Origin of the sequence: Flavobacterium okayamense, assembly GCF_019702945.1 — a bacterium.
GTDB classification, from domain to species: Bacteria; Bacteroidota; Bacteroidia; order Flavobacteriales; family Flavobacteriaceae; genus Flavobacterium; species Flavobacterium okayamense.
Genome location: NZ_AP024749.1, coordinates 2,419,645 through 2,437,795, shown reverse-complemented (window position 1 = coordinate 2,437,795; position 18,151 = coordinate 2,419,645). Strand labels below are relative to the sequence as shown.

At 30.2% G+C, this 18,151-nt stretch carries 19 protein-coding genes and 6 tRNA genes; 19 read left to right on the top strand and 6 right to left on the bottom strand.

Features of this window, described 5'->3' with window-relative positions:
- The first annotated feature begins 16 nt into the window (after window positions 1-16).
- Window positions 17-1,003 carry a hypothetical protein gene (locus tag KK2020170_RS11420; protein WP_221258453.1) on the top strand — a complete coding sequence of 329 codons (987 nt, stop codon included), beginning with the start codon at window positions 17-19 and terminating at the stop codon, window positions 1,001-1,003.
- Here the strand turns inward: KK2020170_RS11420 and KK2020170_RS11415 are convergent.
- Window positions 1,000-2,220 (bottom strand): glycosyltransferase family 4 protein, encoded by a 1,221-nt coding sequence (locus KK2020170_RS11415; protein ID WP_221258452.1) that lies wholly within the window; start codon window positions 2,218-2,220, stop codon window positions 1,000-1,002. The two genes, KK2020170_RS11420 and KK2020170_RS11415, sit on opposite strands and share 4 nt — an antisense overlap.
- Before the next feature lie 314 nt (window positions 2,221-2,534).
- Here KK2020170_RS11415 and KK2020170_RS11410 point away from each other — a divergent pair, with 314 nt between their 5' ends.
- Together KK2020170_RS11410 and KK2020170_RS11405 are read left to right on the top strand one after the other, a co-directional pair.
- Window positions 2,535-3,575, top strand: coding sequence for a GMP reductase (locus KK2020170_RS11410; RefSeq protein ID WP_221258451.1), 1,041 nt, complete (start codon window positions 2,535-2,537; stop codon window positions 3,573-3,575).
- A gap of 46 nt (window positions 3,576-3,621) precedes the next feature.
- Window positions 3,622-4,140, top strand: coding sequence for an NUDIX hydrolase (locus KK2020170_RS11405; protein ID WP_221258450.1), 519 nt, complete (start codon window positions 3,622-3,624; stop codon window positions 4,138-4,140).
- Here KK2020170_RS11405 and KK2020170_RS11400 read toward each other — a convergent pair.
- A complete protein-coding gene (locus KK2020170_RS11400; protein WP_221258449.1) occupies window positions 4,137-4,337 on the bottom strand; it encodes a YqaE/Pmp3 family membrane protein in 201 nt (66 codons plus the stop codon). The genes KK2020170_RS11405 and KK2020170_RS11400 overlap by 4 nt on opposite strands.
- Window positions 4,338-4,420: 83 nt before the next feature.
- Here KK2020170_RS11400 and KK2020170_RS11395 point away from each other — a divergent pair, with 83 nt between their 5' ends.
- On the top strand, window positions 4,421-4,978 hold the full coding sequence (locus KK2020170_RS11395) for a DUF6642 family protein (protein WP_221260040.1): 558 nt from the start codon (window positions 4,421-4,423) through the stop codon (window positions 4,976-4,978).
- Here KK2020170_RS11395 and KK2020170_RS11390 read toward each other — a convergent pair.
- From KK2020170_RS11390 to KK2020170_RS11375, 4 genes are all read right to left on the bottom strand, one after another.
- Window positions 4,975-5,985 (bottom strand): helix-turn-helix transcriptional regulator, encoded by a 1,011-nt coding sequence (locus KK2020170_RS11390; protein WP_221258448.1) that lies wholly within the window; start codon window positions 5,983-5,985, stop codon window positions 4,975-4,977. The genes KK2020170_RS11395 and KK2020170_RS11390 overlap by 4 nt on opposite strands.
- A gap of 2 nt (window positions 5,986-5,987) precedes the next feature.
- A complete protein-coding gene (locus KK2020170_RS11385) occupies window positions 5,988-6,599 on the bottom strand; it encodes an HD domain-containing protein (RefSeq protein ID WP_221258447.1) in 612 nt (203 codons plus the stop codon).
- Window positions 6,600-6,683: 84 nt separating this feature from the next.
- Complete coding sequence (locus KK2020170_RS11380; protein ID WP_221258446.1) at window positions 6,684-7,406, bottom strand: sterol desaturase family protein; 723 nt, start codon at window positions 7,404-7,406, stop codon at window positions 6,684-6,686.
- A 65-nt stretch (window positions 7,407-7,471) separates the two neighbouring features.
- Entirely contained in the window at window positions 7,472-8,059 is a 588-nt protein-coding gene (locus KK2020170_RS11375) for a Crp/Fnr family transcriptional regulator (protein ID WP_221258445.1), read from the bottom strand.
- A 176-nt stretch (window positions 8,060-8,235) separates the two neighbouring features.
- On the opposite strand from KK2020170_RS11375, the gene KK2020170_RS11370 reads away from it, so the two are divergent.
- From KK2020170_RS11370 to KK2020170_RS11300, 15 genes are all read left to right on the top strand, one after another.
- Entirely contained in the window at window positions 8,236-9,657 is a 1,422-nt protein-coding gene (locus tag KK2020170_RS11370) for an RtcB family protein (RefSeq protein ID WP_221258444.1), read from the top strand.
- 79 nt (window positions 9,658-9,736) lie between these two features.
- Window positions 9,737-10,486 carry a nucleotidyltransferase domain-containing protein gene (locus KK2020170_RS11365; protein WP_221260039.1) on the top strand — a complete coding sequence of 250 codons (750 nt, stop codon included), beginning with the start codon at window positions 9,737-9,739 and terminating at the stop codon, window positions 10,484-10,486.
- 12 nt (window positions 10,487-10,498) lie between these two features.
- Window positions 10,499-10,777, top strand: a complete 279-nt coding sequence (locus KK2020170_RS11360; protein ID WP_221258443.1) for a hypothetical protein — start codon at window positions 10,499-10,501, stop codon at window positions 10,775-10,777.
- A gap of 3 nt (window positions 10,778-10,780) precedes the next feature.
- Complete coding sequence (locus KK2020170_RS11355) at window positions 10,781-12,964, top strand: NACHT domain-containing protein (protein WP_221258442.1); 2,184 nt, start codon at window positions 10,781-10,783, stop codon at window positions 12,962-12,964.
- On the top strand, window positions 12,948-13,343 hold the full coding sequence (locus tag KK2020170_RS11350; protein WP_221258441.1) for a hypothetical protein: 396 nt from the start codon (window positions 12,948-12,950) through the stop codon (window positions 13,341-13,343). The genes KK2020170_RS11355 and KK2020170_RS11350 overlap by 17 nt, the downstream gene beginning before the upstream one ends.
- Window positions 13,340-13,765, top strand: a complete 426-nt coding sequence (locus KK2020170_RS11345) for a hypothetical protein (RefSeq protein ID WP_221258440.1) — start codon at window positions 13,340-13,342, stop codon at window positions 13,763-13,765. Before KK2020170_RS11350 ends, KK2020170_RS11345 begins: the two co-directional genes overlap by 4 nt.
- Entirely contained in the window at window positions 13,743-14,834 is a 1,092-nt protein-coding gene (locus tag KK2020170_RS11340; RefSeq protein ID WP_221258439.1) for a radical SAM/SPASM domain-containing protein, read from the top strand. The genes KK2020170_RS11345 and KK2020170_RS11340 overlap by 23 nt, the downstream gene beginning before the upstream one ends.
- Complete coding sequence (locus KK2020170_RS11335; RefSeq protein WP_221258438.1) at window positions 14,831-15,889, top strand: nucleotidyltransferase domain-containing protein; 1,059 nt, start codon at window positions 14,831-14,833, stop codon at window positions 15,887-15,889. The genes KK2020170_RS11340 and KK2020170_RS11335 overlap by 4 nt, the downstream gene beginning before the upstream one ends.
- Window positions 15,890-15,900: 11 nt before the next feature.
- Window positions 15,901-16,485, top strand: coding sequence for a peptidylprolyl isomerase (locus KK2020170_RS11330; RefSeq protein ID WP_221258437.1), 585 nt, complete (start codon window positions 15,901-15,903; stop codon window positions 16,483-16,485).
- A 734-nt stretch (window positions 16,486-17,219) separates the two neighbouring features.
- Window positions 17,220-17,306: transfer RNA gene (locus KK2020170_RS11325), tRNA-Ser, on the top strand.
- 3 nt (window positions 17,307-17,309) lie between these two features.
- A tRNA-Arg gene (locus KK2020170_RS11320) sits at window positions 17,310-17,383 on the top strand.
- 5 nt (window positions 17,384-17,388) lie between these two features.
- A tRNA-Lys gene (locus KK2020170_RS11315) sits at window positions 17,389-17,462 on the top strand.
- A gap of 148 nt (window positions 17,463-17,610) precedes the next feature.
- Window positions 17,611-17,681 (top strand) — tRNA-His (locus KK2020170_RS11310).
- A 316-nt stretch (window positions 17,682-17,997) separates the two neighbouring features.
- Window positions 17,998-18,071, top strand: a tRNA-Leu gene (locus KK2020170_RS11305).
- Window positions 18,072-18,077: 6 nt separating this feature from the next.
- A tRNA-Phe gene (locus tag KK2020170_RS11300) sits at window positions 18,078-18,151 on the top strand.

Here is an 18,151-nt window from a genome sequence, read left to right as displayed (position 1 = left end):
TTAGTACTTTGGCTTTATGATTGAAAAAATAAAAATACAAGCAAATTTTAAATTAATTTTATTACTTGGGTTAATTGTATTTTTCATTTTTGGATTTCTTTCAATTTACATGATTTTTAGATATTTTGAGGAAATTAACAAAGAGACTAAACACTCAATCTTAGTAATTCTAATCATATTGTTGTTTCTTTTTATAAGTTCTTTAATTTTCTCCGTTAATTATATTTCAATTATTAAAGTAACAAAGACTAATATTTTAATAAATTATTTATTCCGAAAGAAAGTAGTTAAAATTGAAAATATTAAACAAATAATATTATCTGAAATTGTTAATTATTATGGAATTACAGTTGATAGAACAAAAATTATTTTATTTGATGATAAGGAGATAAATCTTTATTCTTTTAAGTATTTTAGTTTCTATAAATTAAGAATTGTATTAAATTATATTAAGAACAAACTTTTGTTAAATGATGAGTTAAAATCGATTAATTTTTCAGATTTAGATTTTCCTGATAAAAACATTCATATTAGTTCCTATGAAAAATCCAAAACAATTAATTTCTCTTTTTTAATCTCATTCTCAGGTTTAATACTGTTAATTTTTATTTTGCCAATAATTTATGATGTCGTTTCAATGAAACCAGTAGTTATTAGTAAACTTATAATTTCTACTGTTTTTATTCTTTTATTGTTAATTTTACTCGGAGGTAATGCTCATTATTTTAGAATAACTGATAAATATTTAATAGTTAAGAATTCGATTTGTTTTTGGAAAAATCGTTATATCAGATTAAACGATATTGAATCTATTGTCATATATAAATATAATAGGCAATTTGGAAAAAGTATAGTTGTTAAAACTAAATATTTTGAAAATATTTCAATTAGTTCTGATAATTTATTTGAAAAAAATTGGATTGAATTTAAAGATGAAATTAAATCAAAGAACGTCTTGATTATAGACAATAGTGAATTTAATTCTGAAAAAATATTCTATTAATTTTTATTCTTCAACTCAATCCACTTACTCATAAACTTTGTACTTTGTAAAGATTGATGTTGGAATACTTGTCCTAAAAAGTTTTGTTGGCGATGCTCTTTCAAGTTGTTTAACAAGTAATCAATTTTATTTGAAAATTCATTTTGGAACAAATTCGTTTTAAATTTATTTTCTAAAATGGCATAACCATTTTGTTGAAATTCATTCCAAAGATTTTCATCGGAATATAATTCAATTGCTTTTGCAACAAAATCTTTTTCATCATCTGTAATAAAGCCATTCCAAAGGTTTTCAAATTGCATCGATTCAGCACCAATAGTTGAAGTGACATTGGGTAAACCAAATTGCATACTTTCTAATAATTTTCCTTTTAAACCTGCACCAAATGGAATAGGAGCTAATAAAACTCTCGCATAACTAAAAACTTCTCCAACAGAATTAGCTCTTCCTTTTACTAAAAAGCCTTCTTTTTCATTATGCAATTGGAATACTTTTTCGGTAGCATAAGCGCCGTAAATGTGTAATTCAGCTTCTGGAAGTTCTTTTTTAATTGATTTCCAAAGTTTTTTCAGTTGTAAAACAGTTTGCCAATTTGGTTCGTGTAAAAAGTTGCCAATACTTACAAAATGCGCTCTTTCAGAAAAATTGGGGTGATTTGTATTGATTACATCAACTAAAAACGGTAAATAATGTAAAAGGGTAGCATCAACCTTAAAGGTTTGGGTTAACAATTTCATTTCGTGTTCCGAAATGATTAAACTCAAATCGCAACGATAAATACTAGCTAGTTCACGTTTAAAAACATCAGAAATATAATCTTCAAAAACCAATTCTCGATTTTGCTTGAAGGCTATTTCTCTCGCTTTTCGTAGAAAATGTAAATCTTCGGTATCTATAATCGTTAGTGCATTCGGACAAACTTCTTTTACACGCCAACCATATTGTTCTTCCGTCATAAATCGGTCATAAAGAACTACATCCGGTTGTAATAAAGCGATTTGGTTGTTAAAACTTTCACTATTCAATTCAATAGAATCGGTAACAATATTTAGCTTTTCTAAGTCAAAAGAAAAATCAGTTTTAGATGCCGAACACAAAAAGGTAATCTTAAAGTTTTGTTTTTGAAACAATGTAATCAATTGCAACATTCTACTTCCTGCGGCTGTTGAATTCGGCTCAGGCCAAACTGTTCCAATGATTACTAAATGTTTTTGCATTGTGCAAATATAAATAAAGTTTAGTTTTAGCTTTTCTGTTTATTAAAACAATGCGAAGCATTGTATCCTTTTACACAGAATAGTCTGAAAAAGCTCTGAAATTCAGGACAAAGTCCGCAGAGTTTTTCAGATGGTTTTAATCGAAGATTAAAAATTCCTTGTAAAAGTGTCCTTTCTTTTGATTCGTTTTCTTTGGATAAGCAAAGAAAATGAATGTAAAAATTAAAATGTTAATAAAATGTTGACTTTTAAATTTTAAATCGTTCTTTAATAGACTCTTAAAATCTTAACTTTAAAGTATAATTTTTTGACTTATGAGAATTGAAAGTGATTTAAAATTAGGTTTCAAAGATGTTATGTTTCGGCCAAAGCGTTCTACATTAAAAAGTCGTTCTCAAGTTAGTTTAGAACGTGAATACAAGTTTTTGCATAGTCCGTTTAAGTGGAAAGGCGTTCCTATTATGGCGGCCAACATGGATACGGTTGGAACTTTTCAAGCAGCTTTAGCTTTAGCAGAAAAACAACTTTTTACAGCCATTCACAAACATTATTCGATTGAAGAATGGAATACTTTCATGAAAAGTGCTCCAAAAGATATTATCAATTATATAGCGGTTAGTACAGGAACAGGAAAAGAAGATGTTGATAAAGTTCAAACCATATTTAAAGAAAACCCAACTTTACAATTTTTGTGTATTGATGTTGCCAATGGTTATTCAGAGCATTTTGTGCATTTTGTAAAGAAAATGCGTACTCTTTTGCCTGAAAAAGTTATCATAGCAGGAAATGTAGTTACTGGTGAAATGGTAGAAGAATTATTACTTTCTGGAGCCGATATTGTAAAAGTAGGAATCGGACCAGGTTCAGTTTGTACTACTCGAGTTAAAACGGGTGTTGGTTATCCACAATTATCAGCAATTATAGAATGTGCTGATGCTGCTCATGGTTTAGGCGGACATATTATTAGTGATGGCGGTTGTAGTGTTCCTGGTGATGTTGCAAAAGCATTTGGTGCTGGTGCCGATTTTGTAATGCTAGGAGGAATGCTTGCAGGTCATGATGAAAGTGGAGGAGAATTGGTGGAAAGAAATGGTCAAATGTACAAGCTATTTTATGGAATGAGTTCGGATACTGCGATGAATAAACATGCAGGTGGTGTTGCTGAATATAGAGCGAGTGAAGGAAAAACAGTTGAAGTTCCTTATCGCGGACCAATTGAAGATACTGTTTTAGATATTTTAGGAGGATTACGAAGTACTTGCACTTATGTTGGTGCGGCTCAATTAAGAGAATTATCAAAACGTACCACTTTTATTAGAGTTACCGAACAAGAAAATAGAGTTTTTACGAAGTAAGTAAAAAGTATAAAGTAAATTTGCGCTAATCACTAATCAATTTTTAATGTCCATTTTTAAATACTGTCCCAATTGTAAATCTGAAAATATTGAATTTCCCAATAATGTTCGTTTCATTTGTAATGATTGTAATTTTACCTATTACCATAATATAGCAGCGGCGGTTGCCATTGTTTTTACTTTTGAAGATAATGTTTTGTTTACGGTTCGTAATGTTGATCCTGATAAAGGAAAATGGGATTTACCAGGCGGATTTATTGATCCAGGTGAAAATGCTGAAGAAGCAGCATGTAGAGAAATAAATGAAGAACTAGGAATTGAAGTAAAACCAAATGATTTAAAATATATAACGACTTCACCAAATAATTATTTGTACAAAAATGTTCCGTATCGAACAATGGATATTTTTTATGAGTGTCCGTTACAAACAAATGTAATCAGCATAAATGCAGAAGACGAAATTCAAGATTTAATTTGGGTAAAACGTTTAGAAATTGATATAAATCAAATAGGATTTGTTTCCATTAGAAAAGTTATGGAAGAAAATTATAAAACGAAAATTTAACTTTTTTTCATTTTTCTAATTATTTTATTCGTTCTTCTATCAGCATACATTCTGTTTAATGCAGTAACGGCCCAAATAAAAGCAGGAATCCAACCAATAATAGTGATTTGGAGTAAAAGACAAATAATTCCAGAAACAATTTTTCCTTGTAACATTAGACTAAGCCATGGAAAGAAAAAAGCAACAACGTAACGCATTTTTTGTTTTTTATTAAATTAGTAGAAAAATTGATAATAAGTTACACTTATTAAAATTGAAAATTAAAAATGCAAATAACATATTGAATAATAATCATTTTATATATTGCTTAGAATCTGTTGATGACTTAGAGTTTCAAAAGAAAAGTTTAGTATTAAATTCTTTGGAATCATTAGCACTTCAATATGGTTTAACTAATGTGTATAAATCTTGTGATAGTATTGAAGGGTTTGAAGAAAGTTTGAGCACATTGCTATATGAAGATAAGCATTTTAAAGATTATGCCATAATTTATTTGGTTCTAGAAGGAAGTGGTAATCAAATTAAATTGGGAAATTATTATTTTACTTTTGAAGAAATTGCAGAATTATTTGAGGGTAAGCTTAAGGGTAAAATAGTTCATTTTGCGAACACACTTTGTTTGGATTTAGAAGAAGAAACTTTTCAATACTTTTTGGATGTAACTGGTGCAAAAGTAATTTCTGGATATGGAAATAGAGTACCAATACTTAGTACAATTTTAGACAATTTATATTTTTCAATAAACGAAGAGGAAGATTCTATTTTTAAGATTGTAGAAGGTTTATATGAAAAACAATATGCGCTTTGTTTTAGCTTAGGATTTAAAATGTATTATTAATTATATCTTTTTATACCTCTTTCTAAAATTTGCTTCATTCTATTTCTTAATCTTTCTGGTTTTAAGACTTCCAAACTGTCTCCAAAACCAAGTAAAACACGTTCCAGTTCGTAGTTCTCAATTAAGAAAAGATTGATAATGATACTTCCGTCATCGTTCGTTTGTAATAACCGTTGACTTGAATGCAAGGGTTTTGTAATTACATAAGGTGCGTTTTTAGCATCAATCCATAGTTGAACAACTCTTGGCTTTAAACCCGTATTTACGGTAACGCCTATTACGTTTTTATAATATTCTTCAGGATCAAAATTGATTTCAACAAAATCTCTATTAAAATCAAAATCAATTGAAACAATTCTATCTAATGCTAAGTTCACAATGGGTTGAGCAGCATTACGTTTGCCTATTAAGAACCAGCGATTATTAAATTCCTTTAATAACAATGGATAAAATTGGAATGTACTTTCTTCGGTTGATTTAAATGATTTATAAGTAATCATTAAAACTACTTTTTTAACTATAGCTTGATAAATACTATCCAAAAAATGTAAACCTTTTAGTTTTTCATTCTTATCCAAATGGATTATCGGTTGCGAATGTGTTTTTTCTGCATAAATTTTATCCTCCAAACGCTGTAAAATATCCGAAACATCTGCAAAAAGTGAAAAGTCTTTGAATTGCTTCAACATTGAAACCGTTTCGGTCAAAACATTAATATCTGTTTCGGTAAGCGGTATATCTGTAATTGAAAAATCCTCATCGGCATAGCGATAAAACTTTTTATCGTAAACTTCAATAGGCGCATTGTAACCCAATTTTTCACTGCGCATCATTTGTATGTCTAATTGAATGGTACGTTTACTGACTGGATTTTGCTTACCTTCGTATTCGTATAATGTTTCATTACAAGCTTCAATTAAATCTTCTAATGTCCATTGACGGTATTGATTCTGTAAACATTTATCAATGGTTTTGTAGCGAATTAATGCGTTTTTATTTTGTGCCATTCTTACAACAAATTAATTTCTCTCTGAATATTTTCTCGTGCTTGTTTTTCGTAAAGATTTCTAAAAGTTTCCGTTTGATAAATAAACTCATGTTCCAGAAAATGTTCCAAAGCTTTCTTACGTCCAGGTTTGTACAAGACATCTGGGTAAATCTTATATTCTTTGCGAATTTGATTGCAATATACTTGATATTCTTCCCAACTTTTAGATAGAATTTTCAAATCGAAATCAATCAACCAATTTATATCTTCAATTATGTTAAACTGATGATGTTGAGTTGCTAGAATCATTTCAAAAACTAATTCTTTATCCAATTCATGTTGAGGTTGTATTAACGAAACAGCAAATTCAGCACTTTTTAGTTCATTATCTTTTCGAGTCGTTTTATAAATAATATCATGATAAAAAATAGCGAATAACACTTCGTCGGGATGTTGCAAATGAGAATGATATTCATCATAAGCTGCAATCATTTCCTGTAAATGCGTCAAATTATGATAATACCTAGATTTTGCTGAATAAGCTTTTTCCAAACCTTTCCAAAGAACTCCTATTTCGTTGGATTCAAATCCTATCTTTAAAAGTAATGCCGTAAAAATATTTTCAAGATTCATACGAAGTATTTTCTCAAAAATACAATTCTTTTTTTACTACGAAATCATTTTGCGCAGTAAAAGTATAATTAAAAAGATCATTAGTTATTCTTTATGAACATCTTTAAATTTTATCATGTCAAATAAGCGTTGTTCTTTCTCATTATCAAATCCGCAGGTTGATTTAAATTCTTTCGGATTTTCATAGGTGCCAAAAAGCATATCCCACCAAACAATATCGCCATAATTATTACTGTGCTTTTCATACTCATGATGAATTCGGTGCATTTCTGGTCTTTGAAAAATGTAACCAACCCATTGTGGTGTTTTTACATTAGTATGGTAGAAGAATTCTCCAAGTGCTGTAAACAAAGTATATATTGCTCCAGCTTCAACATCCAAACCTAATGTTGTAAAAACCAATAAACTTCCTATGATTGAATTTAGCGTCATTTCAAAAGGATGTTTGTAAAATGAAGTAATAACTTCTAATCTTTGAGGGCTGTGGTGAATTTGGTGAAAATGTAACCAAAGAAAATCCAAAGTATGTCTCCATCTGTGCCACCAATAAAAAACAAAAGTTGCTATAAAATAAGCAATTAAGCCTCCCCAAAAAGAGTTTACATAATTTGATAAATGAAAAATGGATATTTTTGATAACCAGATTTCCCAAGAGTAACCTGCTAAAATTACTATACCTAATTGAATAAAGTTTACTGCCAAAACACGAATTGTCCAAGTAGGTACATCTGGTAATTTCCAACCAGGAATTAAACGTTCTAAAACAAAACAAAATGCAAATACGATAAAAATGATTGTTAATGTCATAATGAAAACTTTTGATTATGACATCAAAATTAATACGCCTTAGATATTAGATTGATGCACCTAAGTTAATTAATGCTTTTGTGAATTCTTTTTCTAATTCTGCTCAAAGATTGAGGTTTTACACCTACATAAGAAGCAATTAAATACTGTGGTATGCGCTGATTTAAGTCATTGTATTGTTCTAAAAAGAATCGATAGCGATCTTCAGGAGAATAGCGATGTAAAGTAACCAATTGACTTACCATTATGATAAATCGATGTTCAATTATAACTCGACCTAAATAGTTTGCATTTTTAGAAACGTAATATAAATGTTGTAATGAATCAAAATCAATGATGAGTAGTTCACAATCTTCTAATGCTTGAATGTTTTGTAGAGAAGGTTTTTTGGTTAAAAAGCTTTCATAATCGGCGACAAATTCACCTTCTTTTGTGAATTCCAAAGTTGCTTCTTCATTATCTCTGAAAACAAAATAGCGTACTAAACCTTTAGACAGAAATCCTATTTGATTACAAACATTTGATGATTGTAGAAAATAGTCATTTTTCTTAATGCTTATTGGTTTGAAAGCTTTTAAAAACAACTCTTTTTCATTTTCTTCAAGTGTAATTATTTCTGAAAAACTTTTTATTAAATGTTCAAATGATTCCATGCTTTTATAATTAGTACCAAATTACATTTTTTAGATTATAAATAAAAAAATATTACTACGCAAAATAATTGCGCACTTATACAAAACCTTTGCTTCATCAAACAAAGGGAAGTGCGCCCAATGTGTCGGGGGAATACATTGGGCTTGCCAAAAGAAAATGAATTAAATTTACGATTATGAATACAGCAATCAACGGAAACGATTTATTAGCATTAGGTTATCCAGAAGGAAGTTTAATTGGAATCGCTTTAAAGTGTAACCGAAAAAGAACCGGATTTACCAAAGAACAAATGTTGGAAAACTACGCAAAGGTTTTGGAACATCCAGAATTGTATTTAGAGGATAAGTTATTCAGTGGTTTGGCACAAGCAATTATAGATAAGTCAAATGAAAAACCTGAAGATTTTATTGCATTAAATGAAAATCCGTCGGCTTTTGCGATGTACGGAGAAGATCATATTGAAGAAGGTGCTCGAAAACAAATGGAAGTTGCGATGCAATTACCCGTTACGGTTGCCGGTGCATTAATGCCCGATGCGCATCAAGGTTATGGATTGCCAATTGGTGGTGTTTTGGCTACTAAAAATGCGGTTATTCCTTATGGAGTTGGTGTGGATATTGGTTGTAGAATGGCATTGTCGGTATATGATATTCCAGAGTTTTTTTATTTCGAAAATGAAGCTAAATTCAAAAGAGAATTGGTAGCGCATACTAAATTTGGTGCCGGATATGGATTTCACGGTCAATACAAATCCGATCATGAAGTTTTAGAACGAAAAGACTTTACCAATAGTAAATTCATTAAAGAGTTGAAAGATAAAGCGTGGTCGCAATTGGGAACTTCGGGTGGTGGAAATCACTTTGTGGAGTTTGGTATAATCGAATTCGAAAAAGATGATGCCGTTTTAAATATTCCTAAAGGAAAATATGTGGCTTTGTTAACACATTCGGGTTCTAGAGGTTTTGGTGCTACTATTGCCGGACATTACACCAAATTAGCCAAAGAAAACTGTAAACTTCCTGAGAAAGCAAAAAATTTGGCGTATTTAGGTTTAGATACCGAATTAGGTCAGGAATATTGGATGGCAATGAATTTAGCGGGCGATTATGCTTCAGCTTGTCATGAAGTGATTCATAACAAAATAGCCAAAGCATTAGGTGCAACTGTTTTAGCCAAAGTGGAAAACCATCATAATTTTGCATGGAAAGAAATCCATAATGGCGAAGAAGTAATTGTGCATCGAAAAGGCGCAACGCCAGCTGCTGAAGGTGTCATGGGAATTATACCAGGAAGTATGACGGCTCCAGGATTTTTAGTTCGTGGAAAAGGCGAAACCGAAGCTTTACATTCCGCATCACATGGTGCTGGACGACAAATGAGCAGAACACAAGCCATTAAAAACATTACCCGAAATGAGATGAAAGCCATTTTAAAAGATCATGGCGTAACGTTAATTGGTGCCGGTTTAGACGAAGCGCCTATGGCGTACAAAGACATCAATCAAGTTATGGCAAGCCAAGAAGATTTGGTAGATGTAGTGGCTAAATTTACGCCTAAAATGGTACGAATGGCAGATGATGGAAGTAGAGAAGATTAATAAATATTAATAACTTAACCACAAATTAGAATAGTTACTATCGGTTTGTGGTTTTGTTTTTTTAAATTTGAAGAATTACATGAAAGAAGCAATACTTAATAAACTAAAAGAAATAGAACTTCAAAAAGGAGTTGAAATACTATACGCAGTTGAATCGGGGAGTAGAGCATGGGGATTTGCTTCGCCAGATAGCGATTATGACATACGCTTTATCTACAAGCATGATTTAGATTACTATTTGTCATTATGGGAACAAACCGATGTAATTGAGTTTATGACCGAAGACGATTTGGATGGCAGTGGTTGGGATTTACGGAAAACCATAAAATTATTAGCCAAATCCAATGCACCTTTGCTAGAATGGATTTATTCACCTGTGGTGTATTATGAAAATGAAGCCTTTATGAAGCAAATGCGAACACTAGCCAAAGATTGTTTTTCGCCTGTAGCGTGTTTGCACCATTATTTGGGTACGACTAAGAATTTCATGGACGTTTGCGAGCAAGAAGAGGTAAAACTGAAAAGTTATTTTTATGCTTTACGCACAGCATTGGCTGGAAAATGGATTATAGAACGCAACACCTTTCCTCCAGTAGATTTTATGGAATTATTACCGATTGCTCCACTAAACATACAAGAAAAAATAAATGAATTACTGAACATAAAAGCCAACCAAGAAGAAAGCTACTTACACCCAAAAGAGACGTTAATCACGACTTTTTTACAGGAAACGGTGCAGTTTAACAAAGAAAATGCAGTTGGTTTAGGGAGTGGTAAGAAGGTTAAAGGGGAGTTGGAGGAGTTTTTTAGAAGTTTAATATTAATTTAAGAGTAATAAATTATGAGTAAATCAGTAAAAGCCTTGTTATTTATAATTAACATTGTAATGATTCTACTTTCTATAAAGTGGTATTTAAAAAATAATGAAGAAGAACCTTTAATTTCGATTTTAGGACAACTTTCTGCCTTAATAGTACTTTTATTAGAAGGTAAGATAAATACTGTTATAAATGCTAATAAAAATGTTAGAAGCAAACTTGATTTGGATGTTTCAAAAGGTGATTTAATAAATGCAAATAAGAATGAAAATTCTGATATAAAAATTAAAACAAGAGATTAATTAATGAAATTTAATTTTAAAAACATTAAATTTCCTTCGTTTAGATTTATTAGCGTTAAAGGAAATAAGCATTCTACTATAATTATTAGTGATAAAAAAGTAATCACTAAGGTTGAGCTTATTGAGGCATTAACAAACTTAAATATAAGACAAATTAAAGCTCAAGTTAATTCTGGAAAATATTTGAGAAATACATTTATAGAAACTGGAAATCAAAAAGATTTTTTGAGATATTTTTCGTCTCCGATTTTTTATTCTGAAAAATTATTTGATGTTATTAAAGTTCTTGATTTTAGATATTTAAATGATTTTTTGGCCAAGAAGAATTTAGAACTTTTTAATCTAGATATAGAACCGTTTCTTTTGCGCCAAAAAAAATTGTCGGTAAACAACGCTAAAGAGTTTTTTGATGACCTTCATGCACATTTAGATTCTAAAAAAAGAATTATTTGTTCACATCCTGAATTAAATAACATTAGAGTAACTTTTGAAATTAAAATTAGAGATTTAGTTGACGACTTGGATTTTTTTAAATCAAATGTTGTACTAATAACTGAGATGGCTGGTCAAGGAAAAACTAATTTCTTGTGTGATTATACCGAAAATTTTTTATTAAAGAAAAAGATACTAAGTGTATTTTTAACTGGTATTGAAATTTGCGCAGATGACATAAGAAAATCTATAATTAAACGAATATTTCCTGATTATGATGATATAGATTTTTCAGAGATTTTAGATGTAGCTAAACAGATAAGTAAGGAAAATGGAGAATACTTTGTTATAATAATTGATGGGATTAATGAAAATTATAAATCTAAAGTATTTGCTAAAAATCTGGAAATATTTATTTCTGATATGCAGCAATATGATTTCGTTAAGATTATTATAAGTTGTAGAAGTGAGTATTATAAAGATAACTTTACTAATCTTGAAAAATCTACCTTTTCAAACGATATGATAGTTATCGATAGTTTGATGAAACGTAATATTGATAGGAATATAAAAAAGAAATTGTTTAAAATCTATATTGAAAATTTTAAGATAAAATACAAGAGTATCAATAGAGAAGTAAAAGATCAATTACTTTCTAATTTTTTACTTCTTCGAATTTTTTGTGAAACTTATCAAGGTAAAGAATTAGACACAATTGATAATATCTATAAAGAAGAGCTATTTACTTATTACTACGATAGAAAATCTGAGCAAATCAATTTAATGTTAAATGACATTAATGCTGGTCAAATTAGTGGCTCTATTGATATTAAAAAATTTATAAAAAAGGTAATTGCTAAAATGATTGAAAAAAAGCAATACGTAAATATTGTTTTAGATGAAATTATAGATACTCCTTCAGAAAAAGAAATTTATGTGAGATTCTTAGATGAAAATATTTTGATAAAAAGAGATTTAATTGAATCTGAAAACAACGTGTTTAGTCCAACAGAAGTAGTGAATTTTACTTTTGACGAATTCAGAGATTTTTTAATCTCCGACTTTTTAATTTCAGAACTTTATGTAAAGGCTAAGGATAAGTTCCTTGAATTTTTAAAAGATTTACATAAAGACTCGCCTTTGATAGAAGGGTGTAGTACATTTTTATTTTATAAATCTAAAAGAAGTACTGACGAAGCATTAAAATTGGTAATAAATAACCAAGAATGGTATAAAAATGTCTTTTCGAGATGTGTTTTTAACATTAAAGATGAGCTTATCTCTGATGATGATAAAAAAATATTTAAGGAGATTTTATTTGATGCTGATTTCAAAAAGAAAAAAATTTTTGTAGATCTTATAAATAGAAGGGATAATCAGGTTTTTAGTATTGATTTTCTCTTTGATTCTATTCGAGAAATGAACGAGGAAGAGTATAGAGAAAATTTTGTTAATGTATTTGGAGAAAGTAGTTTTAGCTATTTAAAAATAAATCAGGAAGAAATTGTAAAAATACTAGATGAAAAATTGAATAATACGATTGTAGAAACTGATTCTCAACATAAACTTTTTGAATTATTGCTTTATATGTTTTTAAATAATTATAGTTATGACATTAAAGAATTATATGAAAGGTATTGTTTTAGATACCTTAGTCACGGAAAGGATCAGATAAAGAGAGCTTTAACGTCAAAAAATGAAAGCCTAAAATTAGAAATAACCAAATTTTTGAAAAGATATGAAATTAGCGTATGATTTTTATAAATCGTTTTGGTTGATTAACCCTAGCCTTTCTTTAAAAACTTTTTTAGAAATTGTAGGTGCAGAGAAAGGATATGCATTAAATATGTTCACAAGAATTCATAACTCGATATATTCTGAATTGATTGATTTAGAAAGCGAATTTGAAAAATACTATTCTTTTGAATATGAAAGTTTTGAAAACTATCTGTACAAAAAATATAATGTTGAAGTTAAAGACATAGAAAGATTAATGAAGAAAAAGAAAAAGAATCCGCATTGTAGAATTTTTAAAAAGGATGATCATTCTTATGGGGACTATACTATCCCACAGTTTATTACTTCTGAACCTATGTATAAACGAATTATGAATGTTTTAAAACAAAATAAATGAAAATAAGATATGACTTTGTAACCAATAGCTCCTCAACATCATTCGTAATAATTTCTGATGGAGAATTCAATTTTAAGGAATTTATTGAAGCTGTTGGAATTAAAGGAGATTCTGAATTTCTTGACATATACCAAGAACTATTTAATTCTTTTAAAGAAGATATGACACCTATAAGACAAGTGTTTACCGAGAACAGAAGAGGTTATGATAATTTTGAAAATTTTGTAGAGAGTTATTTTTGGAAAAATGGTAAAGAATTATTGCCTTTAATATTAGAGGCTGAATCTAAAGGAAAAAATGTTTATGCGGGTTCATTAAGCAGTGATACAAATGAAATAGAATGTTTTTTTTGTACTGATGAATTTATTATTGAAAATGAAAATGGTAATCTTTATATAAATGCTCAAGAAAATGCATGGTAGCGTAAATATAATATACAAGAAATATCCTGACCAAAACTACTCAGTTATATTTAATAAAAAAACTGGCTATTTTGTACGTGCTGAGGACAAAGGTTTTCCTGAACCTCTTTGGGCAAAACACGGTCCTGAACTTTTGGATATTAGTATAACTAATTGGTGTGATCAAGGCTGTAGTTTCTGTTATAGAAAATCGACTACTAGAGGGAGCCATATGAGCTTAAGTGATTATGATTTTATAATGAAACAAGCTAAAGAACTTGATGTATTTCAAGTTGCGCTAGGAGGTGGAAATCCGAATCAACATCCTGAATTTATTGAAATTTTAGAAACTACTGTTAAATATGGAATAGTTCCTTGTTATACTACAAATGGAAGAGGATTAACTCCTGAGATATTAAAAGCTACTAAAGAATTTTGTGGCTCGGTAGCTATTAGCGCCTATGAACCCTATTCTGAATTCAGAAGCCATCTTGAAAAACTATTTGAGTATGATATAAAAGCGAACGTACATTTTGTTACTGATAGTAAAAGTATTGATACTGCGATTTCTTGGTTGAAAAATCCGCCTTCTTTTCTTAAAGGAATTAATTCACTTATTTTTTTGAATTATAAGCCTATAGGTAGAAAGCCTGATTTGTCATTATTGCTAAAAGATACTGAAAAAATTAAGGAATTTTATAGTTTAGTTGGGCTTAATAAAAATGTTCTTAAAATAGGTTTTGATAGTTGTAGTATTTCTGGAGTCGTAAAATATCTTGATGTAAATTCTAATTTTTATGAAGGTTGTGATGCTGGAAGATTTTCTGCTTTTATTGATGAAAATTTAAGAATGATGCCTTGCTCATTTATGACAAATAATAATTGGTATGGAGATTTAAGAGAAGTTAGTATGTTGGATATATGGCAGAATAATGAATTTTTCAAAAAGTATAGAAATAATATTTTGAATAATGGATGTACTTCTTGTTCTTTTCAAAAAACTTGTATGGGAGGTTGTCCGTTTATCGAAGAGTTGTCTCAATGTGATTGGAAAGATGATAGGCTTGGGTTAAACTTTAAAACAAAATGACCATCCAAGACCTCAAATCCCAAAATCTTATTCTTTTCGAAGTCATTTCGGGCAGTAAGTCGTTTGGTTTAAATACGCCAACTTCTGATACGGATATTAAAGGCGTATATTATTTACCTAAAGAACAGTTTTATGGGTTGCAGTATATTACGCAAATCAGTAACGAAACCAATGATGAGGTGTATTATGAGTTGGGTCGTTTTGTGGAGTTGTTGCTTAAAAATAACCCAAATATTTTAGAAATTTTAGCTTCACCAGAGGATTGTATTTTATATAAACATCCCTTAATGGAGCGTTTGCAATTGCACGATTTCTTGTCAAAATTATGCAAAGATAGTTTTGCCGGTTACGCCATGACACAAATTAAAAAAGCGCGCGGTTTAAAAAAGAAAATTGTGAATCCAATGGCAAAAGAACGCAAAAGCCTGTTGGATTTTTGTGCTATTTTAAACGGTTACGATTCGGTTCCGCTGTCAAAATGGTTGGAGAAAAACAATTTGTATCAGGAGCAATGTGGTTTAATTAACGTTCCTAATGCAAAAGGAATTTATGCTTTGTTTTATGATGCTGATAAAACCTTGGGTTATCGAGGCATTATTAAAAATGAATTGTCTAATGAAGTTTCGTTGTCATCTATTCCAAAAGGAGAGGAACCCACTGGGTATTTGTCTTGCAATTTAGAAGGCTATTCTAAATATTGTAAAGAATATGCGGAATATTGGGACTGGATAGAAAAACGAAATGAGGAACGCTATAATACTAATCAGCAGCACGGTAAAAATTATGACAGTAAAAACATGATGCATACCATTCGCTTGTTACAAACTGCTGAACAAATTTTAGCAACAGGGAATTTGAATATTCGAGTTTCCAACCGTGAAGAATTATTAGCCATAAAAGCAGGCGAAATGGAATATGATGCGTTGTTACAAAAAGCAGATGATTTAATTGCTTCAATAGAAGATTTTTATAACACTTCAACATTACAAGAAACACCCGATATTGAGAAAATAATAGCTATTTTAGTAGAAATGCGTAAAGAATTATATAATTAACAAAAAATAAAATGAAACGAATTTTAACAATACTATTTTTGATTACATTTTCAAATATGTTTGCGCAAGACATTGATTTAAGTAAAGTAAATTCAATGTCAGATGCCCAAGTTTTTATTAAAGACAATCCAAATGTATTTGCAATGATAGAATACATTCCTACTACAAAAGATAGTATAGCATTTTATAAAGATCAAATAAATATAAAAAAGGAACGTGAACAACAGAAGTTTTTAGAAGCAAAACCAATTGTTGAAATGAAACTAAACTATATTTTCTTTGATGGAAGTCAACTTTCAAAAGATGCTATTGATGTAAAGCGAAATGAAATTTTAGAGCTATATAAAAAAGGAGCTACATCAGATGAATTAGTAGCTGAATTTACAATGGATCGTAATGTTAAACCTGGAGGTAATTTTGGCTGGATTGATGAACTAGGAGTAGAGTCAACTTTTCGTGAAGCAGTTAAAAAGCATAAAAAAGGAGATGTTTTTACTGTTGATGTTCCAGATAAAAATTGGTACTATATTGTTTTTAAATTATATGATGATATTGAAAAAGTAGCACTTCATTATTTAAAAATTCAGTATTTCTAGTATATTTGCCCTCGAAATGAGAACACAAAACACACATAGTATTGCACTTATAAAGTCAGTTTATCGCTTAGGAGGAGATTTTCCTCGTAAACGAAAAGGGTGTTTTGTATCATTACGTATGCGTTAAAGTAAACGATTATATTATATTTCAAAGCGTCCTTTTTTCCAAAAGGACGCTTTTTTTATGTTCAAAAACGAAGTGAAAACAGTAATAATTATAAAAATGGGACACTTACAGTGTGACAAAAATGAAAAAAAATGAAAATAATTAAAAAAATATTGGATGCGAAGTAAACCCGAGCTGAAATAATCGAAAATGAGTAACCAAATGAGAGACAGTCATTTGCAAATTTTAGAGTATCTGTTGAAAAACGGACAGGAATTCTATTGTTTAAATTTTAATATAACTATCTGAAAATCAATAAAATAAATTTAAAAAATATTTGGAAGTTAGTTTTTTTTGACTTTATCTTTGCCCCAGAAATCAGTTGACAGTTTTTAGTGATCAGTTGACAGAAATAAAAAATTCTTTTAATAAAAATAAAATGAAACGAGATTTTAAACATATAACACTAGTAGATATGAAAGCAAAACCAGCTTTAGTAAGACTTAATCGTCCGAGTTTTTATAGTTATTATAAATTGGTGCCTCCATTTAGGGAATAGATAGTTATATACTATTGTATTGTTATGGAGCACCTTCAAAAGAGGTGCTTTTTTTATGCACAACATTTTGGAGAGTAGGTAAATATTGGTTTGTTACGTCCGTCTGCTAAACGGTTTACTCAAAAAGTAATGAGGGTTCAATTCCCTTGCTCTCCGCAAGATTCTGTAGCTCAACTGGAAAGAGTGTTCGCCTACGAAGCGAAGGGTTTTAGGTTCGAATCCTAACAGAATCACAAATAATTTCGTAGCTCAGTTGGTTAGAGCAATCGCCTTTTAAGCGATGGGTCTCAGGTTCGAATCCTGACGGAATTACACGAGTCTTTAGAAAGGGACTGGCTTATTGGGCTACTGGCTAACCTTCCCGACTGTCTCTCGGGAGAAACGGGTTCGAAATGCTTTAGCATTCACGAAATCCTTAGGCTAAATAGTAAACTGAGTAATCCCGTATAAGCCGCAAATGGTGTTTTTAGCTTATTTGGTAAAGCATTGAACTGTGAATTCAAAGAACAGGGTTCGATTCCCGAAAACACCCAAAACTGGGAAGATAACGATTGGCTGTTTGTCCCGCTTAAGCGGGAAGGTTACAGGTCGAAATGCGAAGCATTCGTGAACACTTAAAAAAATAGTATAAGTGAACAGTCCTGTTTCCCAGACAAATTTGGAAGTACGTCAGAGTAGGAGAGCTGAAGCGGCTGAAATGAGTTCACTCATTCAGCGAGTCAATAAATATTATAAACAACGAGCTAAACACCGTTGTCTTAAGACTGAGTAGGTTCGAAATGTGAAACATTCATGAATTCAATTTAAAAATAATAACTCATGAATAATCCTACTACTTCCACAAATTGCAGGAATGGCGAAACTGGTAGACGCGTCAGACTTAGAATCTGAATTTTGAGAGTTCGACTCTCTCTTCCTGTACAAAATGGAACATTGGTGTACTTGGTGTTGCACGTATGTTTGAAGCACATAAGGTATTCGTTCGATTCGAATCTGTTCCA